General features: G+C 43.8%; 13 protein-coding genes. 10 read left to right on the top strand and 3 right to left on the bottom strand.

All coding sequences use genetic code 11. From position 1 onward, the window contains the following. Positions 1–485 precede the first annotated feature (485 nt). The 7 genes from pnuC to vctC all read left to right on the top strand — a co-directional run bounded on the left by pnuC (position 486) and on the right by vctC (position 6,505). Entirely contained in the window at positions 486–1,217 is a 732-nt protein-coding gene (pnuC, locus tag R7Z10_RS03620) for a nicotinamide riboside transporter PnuC (RefSeq protein WP_318103993.1), read from the top strand. Positions 1,218–1,227: 10 nt separating this feature from the next. After that, positions 1,228–1,959, top strand: a complete 732-nt coding sequence (locus tag R7Z10_RS03615; protein WP_017635382.1) for a nucleoside phosphorylase — start codon at positions 1,228–1,230, stop codon at positions 1,957–1,959. 134 nt (positions 1,960–2,093) lie between these two features. Continuing rightward, a complete protein-coding gene (locus R7Z10_RS03610; protein WP_318103990.1) occupies positions 2,094–2,774 on the top strand; it encodes a Crp/Fnr family transcriptional regulator in 681 nt (226 codons plus the stop codon). Positions 2,775–2,937: 163 nt separating this feature from the next. Continuing rightward, positions 2,938–3,846 (top strand): siderophore ABC transporter substrate-binding protein, encoded by a 909-nt coding sequence (locus R7Z10_RS03605; protein WP_005376635.1) that lies wholly within the window; start codon positions 2,938–2,940, stop codon positions 3,844–3,846. 22 nt (positions 3,847–3,868) lie between these two features. Next, positions 3,869–4,804: an iron chelate uptake ABC transporter permease subunit VctD gene (gene vctD / locus R7Z10_RS03600; RefSeq protein ID WP_318103986.1), complete on the top strand. Its 936-nt coding sequence runs from the start codon at positions 3,869–3,871 to the stop codon at positions 4,802–4,804. Beyond that, a complete protein-coding gene (gene vctG / locus R7Z10_RS03595; RefSeq protein ID WP_262649603.1) occupies positions 4,797–5,747 on the top strand; it encodes an iron chelate uptake ABC transporter permease subunit VctG in 951 nt (316 codons plus the stop codon). Before vctD ends, vctG begins: the two co-directional genes overlap by 8 nt. A gap of 2 nt (positions 5,748–5,749) precedes the next feature. Further along, entirely contained in the window at positions 5,750–6,505 is a 756-nt protein-coding gene (vctC, locus tag R7Z10_RS03590) for an iron chelate ABC transporter ATP-binding protein VctC (protein ID WP_017635379.1), read from the top strand. A gap of 42 nt (positions 6,506–6,547) precedes the next feature. Here the strand turns inward: vctC and cueR are convergent, their stop codons facing one another. Continuing rightward, positions 6,548–6,934: a Cu(I)-responsive transcriptional regulator gene (gene cueR, locus R7Z10_RS03585; RefSeq protein WP_005376627.1), complete on the bottom strand. Its 387-nt coding sequence runs from the start codon at positions 6,932–6,934 to the stop codon at positions 6,548–6,550. A gap of 87 nt (positions 6,935–7,021) precedes the next feature. Next, positions 7,022–7,990, bottom strand: coding sequence for a helix-turn-helix domain-containing protein (locus tag R7Z10_RS03580; protein WP_005376626.1), 969 nt, complete (start codon positions 7,988–7,990; stop codon positions 7,022–7,024). A 116-nt stretch (positions 7,991–8,106) separates the two neighbouring features. Between R7Z10_RS03580 and R7Z10_RS03575 the strand changes: the two genes are divergently transcribed. Then, a complete protein-coding gene (locus R7Z10_RS03575; RefSeq protein ID WP_005382608.1) occupies positions 8,107–10,113 on the top strand; it encodes a TonB-dependent siderophore receptor in 2,007 nt (668 codons plus the stop codon). 41 nt (positions 10,114–10,154) lie between these two features. Beyond that, positions 10,155–10,436 (top strand): DUF2218 domain-containing protein, encoded by a 282-nt coding sequence (locus R7Z10_RS03570; protein ID WP_005376622.1) that lies wholly within the window; start codon positions 10,155–10,157, stop codon positions 10,434–10,436. 88 nt (positions 10,437–10,524) lie between these two features. On the opposite strand, the gene R7Z10_RS03565 is transcribed toward R7Z10_RS03570, so the two are convergent. Next, positions 10,525–10,776: a YgjV family protein gene (locus R7Z10_RS03565; RefSeq protein WP_005376619.1), complete on the bottom strand. Its 252-nt coding sequence runs from the start codon at positions 10,774–10,776 to the stop codon at positions 10,525–10,527. Positions 10,777–11,637: 861 nt separating this feature from the next. On the opposite strand from R7Z10_RS03565, the gene R7Z10_RS03560 reads away from it, so the two are divergent. Further along, positions 11,638–16,211 (top strand): retention module-containing protein (locus tag R7Z10_RS03560; protein ID WP_318104127.1); only part of this gene is annotated, 4,574 nt, incomplete at its 3' end.

Below are 16,211 nucleotides of genomic sequence, written 5' to 3'. Positions count from 1 at the left end.
CTAAAAAATTAAAAAAGTCGTTTCTCTTTATACGATAAAGCCTTACTATCGTCGTTGATTATAAATAAAACTATTAATTGTTGTCTGGCGGATTAGTCAAATGTTATCAAAAGGTTACGCTAAGTTATCTGTAAAACACCCTTGGTTTCACCGAGTTAATGTTATTACAGTTGTATTGATTTTTTTTGTGAGCTGCTATCAGCTACTGGTTAATGAAGCATTTGAGTACGCAATTGGCTTTATTATTACACTTTTGGCGTCAGCTTTATTTGCATCAGCTTCTGCATTCAAAAAACGCTATCTAGGCTTGGACTCATAGGCACGTCTATTTCCAACACCGTTCAATAGCATCATTTATTGCTTTCAAGTAAACATTGAACTGAATTATGATCGAGTGCATCAAGAGGAGGACAAATGTCCTCCTTTTTGTTGGGGATCACGCTCTAATATAAGCGTATTCCAAACAAAATAATAAAGGACATGTTATGGACCTCTTTGCCTTACTCGATATTAATAATACTCTCGTTAACATTCCGATTGGCGACGGCTACGCAATGAGTTGGATCGAAGCTTTCGGTACCGTTTTTGGACTGCTTTGCATTTGGTTTGCCAGCCAAGAAAAAACCATCAACTACTTATTCGGTTTGCTGAATGTCACGCTTTTTGCCGTTATCTTTTTTCAAATTCAGTTATACGGATTATTGCTTCTTCAATTGTTTTTCTTCTGTGCGAACATTTACGGCTGGTATGCGTGGACTCGTCCAAACGCACAAGGTGAAACGCTGGAGGTTCGCTGGTTAAATAAACAGAAACTTATTACTACTGCCTCTATTAGCGTTGCATGTATCGCATTATTAACGATCTATATCGACCCATTTTTCTTTGCGCTAGCAAACATTGCTGTTGATAGCTTGAATCTCTTTGGTGCTGGCTTGGCTGAACCGGTGCTTGAACCTGACGCGTTTCCGTTCTGGGATGCGACCATGACAGTACTTTCTGTTGTTGCACAAATTCTGATGACACGTAAATACGTCGAAAACTGGATTCTATGGGTCGTGATTAATATTATCAGTGTGGGTATCTACGCGACGCAAGGTGTTTACGCAATGTCTGTTCAGTACGCGATTCTTATGTTCATCGCTGCCAATGGCACGCGTGAGTGGGCTCGTAGCGCTAAGCGCAATGGCTATAAAACCTTAGCGCACGCTGCTGCGTAAGGAACGAAAAATGGCCAAACAACCTCATATCGGAGTGGATGAAACACAAATCGCTCCCCTCGTTATTGTATGCGGCGAGCCAGATCGAGCGAATCGTATCGCGGCATTATTTGATGATGCAGAAATGGTGTCGGAAAACCGCGAGTACCGTGTGTTTACCGGCAACTACAAAGGCAAGCCTGTTTCAGTGTGTAGTACAGGTATAGGTGCGCCATCGATGATCATCGCAGTGGAAGAGCTAAAACAGTGCGGTGTGACTCATGTGGTACGTGTTGGATCGGCGGGGGCAATGCAATCAGGCATTCACCTTGGCGAGTTGATCATTGCCGAAGGCGCGGTAAGAGATGAGGGCGGCTCTAAAGCGTATGTCGATTCGTCTTATCCAGCCTACGCAAGCTTTTCACTGTTAAAGGAAGTTGAGCGTTACTTGTCGATGCAAAAAGTGCATTATCATTTTGGTGTGGTGCGTTCTCACGACAGTTTCTATACCGATGACGAAGATGCAATATGCCAACATTGGAACAAGAAAGGCATCTTAGGTGCCGATATGGAAACCTCTGCGCTGTTTACGGTCGGTCGACTACGAGGCCTTCATGTGGCTTCGATATTAAACAACGTGGTGCTGTATCAACAAGATGTGAAAGAAGGTGTTGGTCAGTACGTTGATGAAGCCAAAGTAATGATGCAAGGTGAGAAGAGTGCCGCGATTACGGCATTAGAAGCCTTGGTTGCTCAGCGTTAGCCAGTCTCTATCTCAGTAAGTCACATAAACAGAATAGATGTAAAGCGACAGCTCACTGTCGCTTTTTTATTTGGAGTTACGGGGTACAATCCACCTTAAATAGTTGTCCGTAACTTTTTCTGAGAGAGCAGAAAATGAAAATCAGCCCTTATCCGACTGGTCGCTTCAAAACATACCTTGAAGAAAAGAGTGCCACCTTTCGCGATTTGATTTATCAATGCCAAATAAATTCGCGTTACTTTGATACTGGGGAAGCAATTCTCCGCCAAGGTGAGCAACTTCAGTACTTGTATGTTGTGCCAGTAGGTCGAGTCTCGATGAACATATTGGCCGCAAATGGACGACGTTTTCAATTAGGGGAAGCTAACTGCGACTATCATATTTATGGTGAAATGGAGTTCTTCACTCAGACTCCTTGTCAATGGAATGTGATAGCAGATGAACATATGCAGGTTGATGTTATCTGTATCCAAAAACTAACCGAAGCACTGCAAAATCATCCCCAAATGATGGTGTTCTTCGCTTCAGCATTGGCTGAGGATTATCAAGACTCCATGGATATCTACACTAATCGTTTGTTGCATCCCATTACTTACAACATTGCCTATGATCTTCTCGTCCGTAATCAGACGGATAAGTTGCTTGGTGGTTTTGATAAAGTGAACCAAGAGGCTGAGCGGTTTGGTACCTCAGGCCGAGTCTATCGACGTGCAGTTAAGGACTTGATTGAAAAGGGATTGATTACAAAAACGGACAACGGTTTGGAGATTATTGATGAGCTGGCACTCAAAGCGTTTATTGAAGCGCATGAATGATACGCCCAGGTATTGGAACTGATGGGTTTTATAAGTCTTTGATATATCTAAGTCTTGAGTAAACGTAACTAATGTAAAGTACCTTAAATTTTGTTGAATGCATTAAAGAGTAGCGTTATATTGCGAACGCGTATGATAATAGATCTCATTAAGGCTTAACAAAATGAAAAAATTCGTTGGTGCGGCTATGCTGTCGTTATTTACTGTTTCTCCTTCTTTCGCTGCTAAAGTTGTGATTGACCACTACATGGGTCAAACAGAGCTAGAACAATCCCCAGAGCGTGTGGTTGTGATTGGCTTTGGCCCGCTAGATGCGTTGGACAACTTTGGTATCGATCCTGTTGCAGTATCTAACTCTTCTAATCTTCCTAGTTACCTTTCAAAATACAGCAAAGATAACTACACCTCTGCGGGTAGTTTGTTTGAACCTGATTTTGAAACCATCTACATGCAAAAACCGGATTTGATTTTGGTTGGTCCGCGAGCGTCTGCGAAATATGAAGAGCTGAGTGAAATTGCCCCTACAGTTGTTTTTGCGGCGAAAGAGAACCAAGGCTATTGGGAAGGCACGCAAGCGCAATGGCGCAATATTGGTAAGATCTTTAATATCGAAGAAAAAGTAGAGCAGAAAATTGAAGCGCTAGATGCTCAATTCAAAGCAATCCGTGACTACAACCAATCGAACAAAAATGATGCATTAACGATTTTGAGCATGGGTGACAACATCAGCGCGTTTGGTGCCCAGTCGCGATTTGGCGTCATTTATAACGACTTTGGCTTCTTGGAAACGGTTGAGCACGTGAAAACGGGCACTCACGGAGATGTCATTTCTTATGAGTTTATTCGTGAAGCTAACCCGAAAAATATTCTCGTGGTTGACCGAAATTCTCTGACAGGTACGCCGGATAACGATATTCGTAAATCCATGGATAACGACTTAGTCAAAGCTACTGCGGCATATAAAAATCATAAAATCACTTATTTAGATGTGGACGCGTGGTACTTGTCGATGTCTGGTGTGACAGCAACAGAAAAAATGGTCAGTGAGATAAAGCAAACCGTTGAACTGTAATCCAAGATAGCAGAGGTTAACTTTGAAGAAGTTATTGCTAACCCTTGTGGTTTTAAACACGGTTTCGTTATTTGTTGGGGTGGCAAACATGACGCCCCAACAACTCTTTTCAGGTGATGAGAAAGCATTAGAGCTTTTCTTTACCAGCCGTATACCACGTTTATTTGCCATACTGCTTGCTGGTGCTGGCTTGAGTATTGCGGGACTTGTCATGCAGCAAATCAGCCAGAACCGATTTGCTGCACCTTCTACAACCGGTACGATCGAATGTGCCATGTTGGGCTACGTACTGAGCGTGGTTTTCTTTGGTAATGATAATCACCTTTGGCTCGTATTCGGCATCTCGGTATTTGGGACGCTAGCGTTTGTTTTCTTTATTCAGCGCATTCAATTTAAGAGCGTGGTTTTTGTGCCTCTTGTCGGGATTATTTTCGGCAATGTCATCCAATCCATGACTACGTTTGTCGCTTACAAATATGATGCACTTCAAAGTCTGAATGCTTGGACAGTCGCAAACTTCGCCAACATCTTGCGTGGTGATTTTGAACTGCTGTACATCGCGGTACCAATGGTTATCCTCAGCTATCTTTTTGCCGCAAGGATCTCTGCCGTAGGTATCGGAAAAGATTTCGCGATTAACTTGGGTTTGAATTATCAGCAGGTTGTGACGATTGGCGTGCTATTGGTGTCCATCATGTCAGCAAGTGTCGTGATGATTGTTGGCCAGTTGCCATTCTTGGGGCTGATTGTACCGAATCTCGTGAGTCACTTTTATGGCGATAGCCTCAAAAAGAACATTCCGCTTACGGCCATGTATGGGGCCATTTTAGTGTTGTGTTGCGATTTGGTGAGTCGTTTAATTATTTTCCCTCATGAAATGCCAATCTCTATCGTGATCAGCATATTGGGTGGCGTGGTATTCATTGCTATGTTGTTGCGAGGTAAGCAACATGCGTGATTCAACGAAGATCCTGATGCTAGGTGGCATTGCGATTCTTTTCGCGTGTCTGTTTATTGGTATTGGGCTAACGGCTGACAACTACCAATATTTTTTGTCTCGTAGAGTTCCTAAAGTATTGGCGATAGTGCTAGCGGGTGTGGCCATTGCTCAGTCTTCACTTGTATTTCAAACCATTACGCACAACCGAATTTTAACGCCAAGTATCATGGGTTTTGATGCGCTGTATGTGTTAACCCAAATATTGATCGTGTTGATTTTTGGTGGGTTGAGTACCTTGGTGCTTAACTTGTACGTCAATTTCGCGATTGCAGTCATTGTAATGGTGTCGTTTTCGCTACTGCTGTTTGGGTTTTACTTTTCAAAAGGCAGCAAGAACCTGATTACGTTGCTATTGGTCGGCTTGATTTTTGGTCAGCTATTTTCCAATGCGGCGTCATTCTTTTCTTTGCTGATGGACCCAAACACATATGCATTTGTTCAGTCGAAACTGTACGCCAGTTTCAATAATGTCAAAGTGAACTTGGTTTACTTTAGTGCTCCGGCTTTGATGTTTGCATGTTGGTTGTTGTTTAGGATGCATCGCACTTTAGATGTGTTTTGGCTCGACCAAGACAATGCGAAAAGTTTGGGTGTTGATGTACCTAAAGTGACGAGAAATGTGTTTATTATCTCGGCGGTTTTGATTGCTATTTCTACGGCTTTGGTAGGGCCAATCATGTTCTTTGGTTTACTAGTGACCAACTTAAGCCGAGAAATGTTCCGAAGTTACCAACATAAAACGCTATTGGTCGGATGTTCGTTTCTATCCATAAGTTCACTACTTGCTGGGCAATGGATAATCGAAAACGTGTTCAGTTTTGAGACGACGTTGAGTGTCGTAATTAACTTTATCGGCGGTGCGTATTTCTTATACCTGCTGCTGAAAAACAAAGTTGTATAAATATGATAGTAATAGACAAATTAACGAAGGCTTTCGGTTCAAACAAAGTCGTAGACGAGGCCAATACTCAGTTTGAAAAGGGCAAGGTAACATCGATTATCGGTCCAAATGGCGCGGGAAAGAGCACGCTGTTATCTATGGCCTCGCGCTTAACGGAGCGAGATGGCGGTAGTGTTATCATTGATTGCAAGGAAATCGCGGAATGGGACACAAAAGAGCTAGCGAAAAAACTGGCAGTACTTCGCCAAGCTAACTCGATTACAATGCGGTTTACCGTAAAAGAGTTAGTCTCTTTTGGTCGTTTCCCATACTCTAAAGGAAATCTGACTAAAGAAGATCATGAGGTCATAGAACAAGCGATCGACTACTTAGATTTGCAAGATATTCAAGACAAATACTTGGATGAATTAAGTGGTGGTCAGCGACAGCTTGCATTTATTGCTATGGTGATTGCACAAGATACAGATTATGTCTTTCTTGATGAACCTCTTAATAACTTAGATATCAAACACTCTCTTCAGATCATGAAAGTTGTGCAGCAGTTAGCCCATGACATGAATAAAGCCATGGTGGTCGTGATTCATGATATTAATTTCGCGGCGTGTTACTCAGATGTCATATTGGCGCTTAAGAAAGGCAAGGTTGTGGCGAGTGGTGCGGTTGAAGAGGTTATTCAAGCGTCTACGCTAGAGGACATCTACGAAACGCCATTTAACATCATAGAATTGAACGGTAAGCGCATGTGTACTTATCATTAAGCGAGCTAGTTCGTTTTTAACGAGATCAATAGATAGGCGGGCTTACTTGGTGAGCTCGTCTATGATTGGGCATCGGCTCTCTGCATCTCCAGGACAAGAAGAAACCCAACCTTCAAGTTGCGTTTTGATCTCCATGAGGTGTGCAATTTTTTCTTCAACCTCTCTCAGTTTGTCCATGGTTCTTGCTTTTACTTCACTACTTTTGCGGTTGGGGTTATGAGCAAGTTGTACGAACTCTTTGCATTCTTGCAACGAAAAGCCTGCGCTTTTTGCGCGTGATACCAAGTTAAGCTCTTGAATATGATTATCTGAATATTCGCGATAGCCAGAGTCGCTACGCGCTGGTGGAGATATGATCCCTTTGTCTTCATATAATCGAATCGACTTAGATGAAAGCCCTGTGAGCTTCGCGACAGCACCAATATTCATGTTTAACCTCCATAACGTTTAAGGCGAGTATATACCGATGTTGTGGATAAGACACTCCTAAATAACAGTCAGTTACCTAGAGTCCCCTTACTCTTTAATCACTTCATGTGGTGGCACACCAAATGCCTTTTTGAAGGCATAAGTGAAGTTAGAAGGGTGGTGGTATCCGGCTTCATAGGCGGCTTCTGTTATCGTCACTAGGCCACGTTCCAAATGTTGCCTAGCAATCTCAAGACGTCGAAAACGAATGTAGCCGTTTATGGTCATATTAAGTGATTGTTTAAATCGGCGCTGCAGGTTTGAAACACTCATTGAGAATTGGCTCGCCAACTTTTCCAAGCGTAGTTCTTGATCAAGGTGAGTTTCAATATAGCTGACAATATCCTCAATCCGACCATCAATGTGTCGTTCAATACTGCTGTTTTTAGCACTGAAATTCTTAGGAATTTGCTTGGTGGCTTGATGTAATATTTGATAGATCAAGCTTTCGACCTCTAGCTTCTCTTGGAACTCTTGCGGTGTTTCTCTATTTGTTAACGTGTCAGCCAGCTCGCATAGCGTCTGGTTAAGCTCCAACTGTTGAAACGCCTGATGAGAGTTAAAAAAGGCTCGATGGCTACAATTTTGCTCAAGGCGGGCCTCTAGCCATTGGGGCTTAACCAATATGTTGATCTTATTAATGAGGTTATCTTTGAGCAGTGAACGACGAAAATTTGCAGGTTTGAGTAAGTTCACCACTACACCCTTAGGGCCGTCGCTCGCGTCTAAATCAAATTGCAAATCGTCGTAGCCAAACGAGAGTCTACCTTCTAAAAGAATAGTGACCAGCAGTGAGGCGTGTGCAGTAGAAACAATATTCGAATCAATAAGTTCTAGACAGCGCCCGCCATGAACAAAAATTTGATCATTGTACTGATATGATAGGAACTTACCTTCGGCCAGTTGAGTTTGACAAGGTTGGCCTTGCGTGACAATCCATTGTTTCTCTGTCGCCTCTAGTCTTTGGGTTAAAGCTATCTTGGCAATTTTAGTTCGTTTTGTTGTGACTTCCTGCATTTGACACTTCCTCATAACACTTGTGCGATTTCGCATAACCAAATCGCCTTTGTATTTATAAAACTCATGCTTATTATACCTGAGAATTATTATCATTAATATTTAGGAATGAAGTTATGGAAAGCCCTGCTTGTTCACCTATCAAGCTTTCAAGCCTTTGCCTTGCAGTGGGAATGGCGCTATCAACCCCTGTTTTAGCTCAAGATACTGAGTCACATTTTGAAGAGGTCGTTGTATGGGGAACGAAAGTTTCCAGCAACACTGAGTCGATGTTTGCGGACGACATGTCACTGAAGCAAGCGGATCATATGTCTGATTTACTGCGCGATATTCCCGGTGTGGATGTTGGTGGCACACACTCTGTGAATCAACGTATTACGATTCGTGGTTTGAGCGAAACCGATTTGGACATTCGTCTTGACGGTGCTTCTCAGCATGCGAGCATGTTCCATCATATTGGTAACTTGACGTTGAACCCTGACATTCTCAAATCTGCGGACATTCAGGTAGGTAATAACTCTGTGACTCAAAACGGGTTAGGCGGTTCGGTCTACTTTGAAACGAAAGACGCTCGTGACTTACTTCGTTACGATGAAAAGTTTGGTGCGCGTGTTTATGGCGGCTATGCATCCAACGACAACCAACAAGGTTCGTTGACACTGTACGGACTTTTGTCCGAAAACATTGATGCGATGGTCTATGGCCATTACGTTACGCGTGATGATTTTGAAGATGGTGATGGCAATAAAACCTATGGTGCTGCAGGTGATGTTTACAACATTCTGGCTAAGCTAGGGTATGAACTAAATGACATCCATCGTTTTGAGCTCTCTTATGACATGTACCGAGACAGTGGAGATTACAGTCCGCGTCCTGATATGTCGGGTAGTGCAAATAATAGCCTGTCGAGCAAGTTACTTATCCCTACGGATTATGACCGCGATACCGTTACCTTGAGTTACGAGTTGCGAGGCGAACAACACCAAGGAAACGTCACTCTTTATAATACCGAGACAGAAATTAAACGTGACGAAACGGTGATGGCCCCTCGTTGGCCCTCGAACCGTTTATCAAAGAACACCGCCAAAAACCAAAACTTTGGTTTGAATGGCAAATTCCAGTCAGATGTTATGTTAGGTGAGTTTGATAATCGAGTCACTTATGGCTTCGACTACATGGATAAAACGTCTTCGAGTTACTACGGTAGTCGTAAGTTTATGGACGAATCGGCGATTTCAACCGCACTGTTTGTAGAAGATCAGTTCTTCTTCTCTGATGCCTTCTTTATTACCGCAGGTATGCGCTTTGATGATTACAAACGCAAAGCTGAGACAGGAACCAGTAATTATGATGATGTGACTTGGGCTCTAGCTGCAGAGTGGGCGGTGACGCAAGATTGGACGTTGTTTGCGAGTGCACGTTCTCTATTTAAAGGTCCAGAGCTAATGGAAACCTTTATTGCTTACCAAGACGTTGCATTTTTAGAGGATGGGTTAAAGCCAGAAACGGGATTGAACACGCAGGGTGGTGTTCGTTTTGATAAAACCTTTGATAAGCATTTCTTTGGGGCGAATATTACGGTATTCCAAACGGAAATTGATGATTACATTGCAGACCAGTACCAAAACGCGACTCAAACTTACCTGATTTACAACTTAGGTGATGTTGAGATTAAAGGCTTTGAGGCAAGTGCTTCTTATGGTTACGACAAGTTTAACAGCAAACTTTCTTACTCTAAGTCGGACACCAAAAACAAGAATACTGGTGGTCCTGTTGCTGGGGGCAATGGGCGTAGCATTGATATGGGTGATAGCATTGCTCTAACTTTGGATTACCAGTCAGACGCTTTAGAAACGATCTTCGGGTGGAACTCAATGTTTGTTCTAGAGGAAGACAACGTCTTTGATGGTCAGCCAAAGAAAGCAAGTTATGATGTGCATAATCTATACGCTCAATGGGTGCCGTCTGATATTGATGGACTGTCGGTGACCTTTGGTATTGATAATGTATTTGACGAGTTGTACAGCTCTCATGCGTCTCGTTCGGGTACTGCACGTGGCTTCACGCTTGATGACTACGAGCCGGGTCGCAACTTCAAGCTCTCTGCAGCTTATCAATTCTAACAAGGTTCTTCATAGGACGTTTCAAAGTAACGAGTAAGTTCATGATTAAAGAAAGCACCCGAATAGATAGTGAACACGCTGACAAATACTTAGTGACGCTTTGTCGGCATTTTGGACGAAAGGTTCCCGCTACTTGGAATGAAAATAGCGGTTTGGTGACATTTCCGACGGGAAAAGCGGAGTTTAACCTTTGTGCATCTAGCCTAACTATAACCTGTGAGGCGGATTCAGAAGAGAAACTGAATACGGTTAAGGCGATCATTTCATCGCATGTGGACATGTTTTCTCGTCGAGAAACATTAGCACTTAGCTGGGTTCGTTAGCGCTCGTTTAAGGATGCTGTGATAGAAAGGGAATGTTAAAAGCAAAAGCCCGCAATCTTATGATTTGCGGGCTTTTATTGTTTGAATGCTATTGCGCTTTCTCAGGCTCTAGGCTTTTTTTTTCCTGCTGCATTTTTGCTAGGAAGTAGATGTTAACGCAAGCTATAAAACCGTTAGTTAGTACTACAGGCCAAGAATCAATCATTAGTCCGTAAGCAGTAAATAGCGCACAACCAATAAAGTTAAGGATACGAAGCTTAACAATATCTTTCATAGTTAGCGAAATAGCGACCATGATTGAAGCTGCATAACCTAAAATCTCAACCATATTCATGTCCATTTTTTGACCCTCTTAAAATCTGCCGAATTTTGTCGGTACCAATTCTTCTCATCTTGAGATTAATGAGGAAGCTCCATGCCTCGAATGGTCTTTTTTTGTTGTATGGACGCACTATATCAATGGAAAAACCGTGATAAAAGCCTCAAATCAAGGTTAAGAGAAGGTTAGCGATTACGCAAACGTTTAGGACTGGAATTACTGATAATTTTACTTATTGTGTTGATTGATAATAACGATGACATTAATAGCTCAAACACCATTGAAAGTAAGGGAATATTTACATATGATTGAAAATGATAATTATTTTCAAGTGCTGTGTTTATGTATTTTATTATTAGCTTGGTCGTGTTTTTTTTGCTGTATATCAGAACAAAACCGAACTCGTGGTGTGCGGGGATTCATATCGTAAGCCACTTTTGTATCGTTGCATTTTGTCCTGCAATTTATGTTGTTCAATATTTAATCGTTACGTTTTTTTCGTCACCGATATTGATTAAGATGTCATCACGCTCCGGTGTATACAACATTCTCATTGCTTTTCTTCCATTATTGATCGCAACCGGCAGTCTGGCGTTTAGCTGAATGATTTCATCTATCTTCTTTTCTTAAAACAACTACACTTAATCAGAATAAGGTATCAATTTCATATAATTATTCGATATCTACGCGTCAGCACATGTGTCACATTTCTGTGACTACGAGTAAGTTTTACTTATGTTGCTCGGTAGTAGGGTATTTATCGATTGTTTAATGATTCAATACTTAGTTTAATCGTATAAAGGTGTGCAGTATGCCGCACTAAATTAATAAGAAATTATCTAAAAAGGTTAATGGGAAACGTAAGCCATTAGCGGAGGTCAGATGAGTACGCACACGGTACCGCAGAGCGCGATTGTAAATGCTGTCAAAGGTGAAGTTTTGGTTTTGGGCCTGGATGGAAACGTTAAGGTCATAAAAGCGGGGGATGAGTTAAGACCTGGCGAGATTATTATCACAGAAAATAATGCCTCTCTCGACGTACAGATAAATAATGAGCTTTATCTGGTCGACGCAAATTGTGTTGCTTGTCTTCCTGTGCCTTCTTCTGAACCGTTAGAACCAGTATTGGTACAATCTCCAGTTAATGGCTTAGTGACTTTTGACCCAACGGCTATTGGAAGTGCTGACTTCGACGCCAACGATATTGCCGCTATCCAGCAAGCTATTTTAGACGGAGCTGACCCTACCGCTATCTTAGAAGCAACAGCTGCTGGCACAGGTGCTGAAGGCTCGGCTAATGCTGGCTACGTGACGGTTGAATATAATAACCCGGAAGTACTCGCGTCTACTTTTTTTGAAACGTCTGCGACTCGCAGCGGAGAAGATGATCGCGACGAAGATGACGGTTTGAATGTCACGATCTTTGCTGATGGTGGGCAGTCACTGCAATCTAACGTAACAGAAGGCTCAATTTCTCTATCTAGCTACCCGCAAACCATTTCTTCTAGTGTGCTGGTTGAAGCAGGGGATCTCGCACTTGATACTGCTTCATTTGTACCTGAAACGTCCTCATTAGAGTCTTTGTTAACCGAGTTAAATAGTGACATTACCTCTGGTGGTCAGCCAGTGGCGTTCGTTTACGACGAAGCGCAAAATGCCATTATCGGCACTCAAGGTGGTAACGAAGTGCTTCGTATCGAGATCGAAGCGACATCTTTAGGCCGTGATTTAGAGTTAGAGGTCGTTACCACGATTAGCCAGGGTATTGACCATGTGGCGTCCATCGCTGATGGCCAAGTATCTATCGTCGGTGATCAAATCAATATCGCTTTTGACATTACAGGCGCAGATATTGGTGGTAATAGCATTCAAGCGCCTATCGATTTTACGACAACCGTTATTGATGGCGATGATCCTGCGCCGCAAAACGTTACTTTTGAAAACGTTGAATCTTCTTCTACACCAATCACTGGCGCCTTTGTTGATATTGGTAGTGATCAATTGGCAACGGTCACGTTTAATCAAGAAGGACTTAGTCAGTTTGATGGCCTACTGAGTGATAATCAGGCGACAGAAGCGGTACTCTCTGAAGACGGCAGTACTATCACCTTGTCCATTGCTGGCTCGAATGAAACCGTCTTAACCATCAGTCTGAACACCGATGGTACCTACCAATTTGAGCAATTTAAGCCGTTAGAACAAGCAAACGGTGAAGATACGATTGAGCTCTCTTTGCCAACCACAATCGTCGATTTCGACCAAGATACGGCAAGCAACACCTTTACGATGACCATCCTCGATGGCGATAATCCAGTGATTGAGAACGTGACGGGCTTGTCTTTAGACGAGGCGGGGGTTGACCAAGGTTCACAGGAAGGCGCGGCAGTAACAAGTGGTACTGGGTCGATCACGACAGCGGTCGGAAGTGACATCATTGATCACTATGAGTTGGAACCTACAGAGTTCAATGTTGGTGGAGAACTCCAATCTCAAGGGCAGGTTGTTCAACTAGAACTAGCGTCCGAGAGTAACGGCGTACGTACTTACGAAGGCTTCATCGAGCTGGATGGTGTGCGTATCACCGTATTTGATGTGGCGATTGATGCGCCTGCATTGGGCGAATACCAATTCAACTTGTATGAACAACTTGACCATACGGGTGCTAACGATGACTCGCTTACTTTCTCACTGCCAGTTTACGCAGTAGATGCGGATGGTGATCGCTCCTCGATTACCGACGGTTCGAACACACCAGAAGCGGCGCAAATTGTCATTCAAGTTCAAGATGACGTTCCTACGATTGATGGCGTTGATGCACTCGCCGTCGATGAAGATGATTTATCAAGCATCGGCTCCGATCAAAGCGACTCTGTGCTCGCGCAAGGCAACTTCACGACGACTCAGGGCTCAGACCGTGTCGTAAGTTATCAATTAGAGATCGGCACTGATCCACTCAATGGGTTGGAATCACAGGGGCGATCTATCTCTCTGACGGAAACAACCAATTCAGATGGCAGCTTTACCTATTCTGCAACGGCAGAAGGGGACGCTATCTTCACCTTACAAGTGAACCCTGACGGTTCTTATTCATTTACCCTTGAAGGTCCAATCGATCATGCTGCGGGTAGCGATAGCTTAACTCTAGACTTCACTATTGTCGCAACGGACTTTGACGGTGACACCAGTTCACTTGTTCTACCGGTTACCATTACTGATGATGTGCCAACCATTAACGACGTTGTTGCTCTTACCGTCGATGAAGATGACTTAAGTTCGGTAGGCTCTGACCAATCACAGCCAACGCTGGTTGAAGGTCAGTTCACGACGACTCAGGGTTCTGATGGCGTCGTACAGTATCAGTTGGATGTAAACGCTGATCCTTTAAATGGCCTGCAATCTCAAGGTCAAACCGTCTCCATTGCCGAAACGCAAAATGCAGACGGCAGCTATACCTACAGCGCAACGGCAAATGGCAGTGCAGTTTTCACATTAATTTTGAATACCGACGGCTCGTACAGTTTTGAGCTGCAAGGTCCAATTGACCATGCGGCAAATAGCGACAGCTTAACCCTTGATTTTAGCGTTATTGCTACAGACTTCGATGGTGACACAAGCCAAATCGTATTGCCTGTTACCATCGTGGATGATAAGCCAACTATTACCGATGTTGATGCGATTACTGTTGATGAAGATGATTTAGGCACGATTGGTTCGGACCAGACTGACCCGATTTCTATTGATGGTAGCTTCACCACCACACAAGGCTCTGACCGAGTGGTAAGTTATCAGCTTGATGCTTCTGCAACACCAGTTGACGGCCTTACATCACAAGGCGTGGCAGTTACGCTGACTGAAACCGCAAACGCTGATGGCAGCTTTACTTACGAGGCGACAGCGGGTAGTGAAGCGGTCTTTACGCTGACGGTGAATACTGATGGTAGCTATAACTTCACGCTTGAAGGTCCAATCGACCACGCGGTAGATAGCGATGAGCTGACACTCAACTTCCCAATCATCGCAACAGACTTTGATGGCGACACCACAAATGCCATTATCCCAGTGACAATCGTGGACGATAAGCCTGTGATTACCGACGTCGACACCATTACGGTTGATGAAGATGATCTAGCGTCAATTGGCTCAGACCAAAGCAATCCAATTTCTATTGATGGCAACTTTACTACCACACAAGGCTCTGACCGAGTGGTGAGCTACCAACTCGATGCTTCAGCAACACCAGTGGAAGGTTTAACATCGCAAGGCGTGGCTGTCACACTGATAGAAACCGCAAATGGTGATGGTAGTTTCACTTATGAAGCGACTGCGGGTGGCAACCCAGTATTTACTCTGACAGTAGATACTGATGGCTCTTACAACTTCACGCTAGAAGGGCCAATTGATCACGCGGTGGATAGTGATGAGCTGACACTCAACTTCCCAATTATCGCAACCGACTTCGATGGCGACACCGTTACTGAAACCATTCCAGTCACGATTGTTGATGATGTACCGACCATCACAGCGGTGGATGCGTTGAGTGTCGATGAAGATGACCTTAGCGGCGTGGGCTCAGACCAAACTGACGCTGTGTTCGTTGAAGGCGCGTTTACCACTATTCAAGGCTCTGACCGAGTGGTGAGCTATCAACTGGATTCAACGGCTGATCCTGTTGCGGGGCTAACGTCTCAAGGTGAGGCGATTACCTTGGTGGAAACCGCGAATGGCGACGGCAGCTTTACTTATGTTGCGACCGCAGATGGCAATCCTGTCTTCACGTTGAATGTAGCAGCAGATGGTACTTACGACTTTACGCTGCAAGGCCCGATTGACCATGCAGCTAACAGCGACAGCCTGACGATTGATTTCCCAATTATTGCCACCGATTTTGATGGTGATACGACTTCGGCGACCATTCCAGTCACCATTACGGATGATGCACCAATCATCGATAATGTTGTGCCTCTGGCTGTAGACGAAGATGATTTATCAGGCATTGGTTCAGACCAAAGCGACGCTGTGTTTGTGGAAGGCGCGTTTACGACTACTCAAGGTTCAGACCGTGTGGTGAGCTATCAACTTGATTCAACTTCTGATCCTGTTTCGGGATTAACCTCCCAAGGTGAGCCTGTTACTTTGGTAGAGACTGCGAATGTCGATGGCAGCTTTACTTACGTGGCTACCGCGGATGGCAACCCTGTCTTCACCATGAATGTGAATGCATACGGCACATACAACTTCCGTCTAGAAGGTCCGGTGGATCATGCGTTAAACAGCGATGAATTAGTTCTGAACTTCCTAATCATTGCAACAGATTTTGATGGCGATACGACGACCGCGACCATTCCCGTCACGATTACTGATGACGTTCCAACCATTGACAACGTTGTCCCACTTACGGTGGACGAAGATGACCTTGCCTCAATTGGCTCAGACCAGAACGATGATGCGTTTATGTC

Source organism: Vibrio sp. Vb1018, assembly GCF_033338775.1.
Classification (GTDB): Bacteria; Pseudomonadota; Gammaproteobacteria; order Enterobacterales; family Vibrionaceae; genus Vibrio; species Vibrio alginolyticus.
The sequence above is the reverse complement of the archived record's forward strand: the minus strand, read 5'-3'. Positions and strand labels throughout refer to the sequence as shown.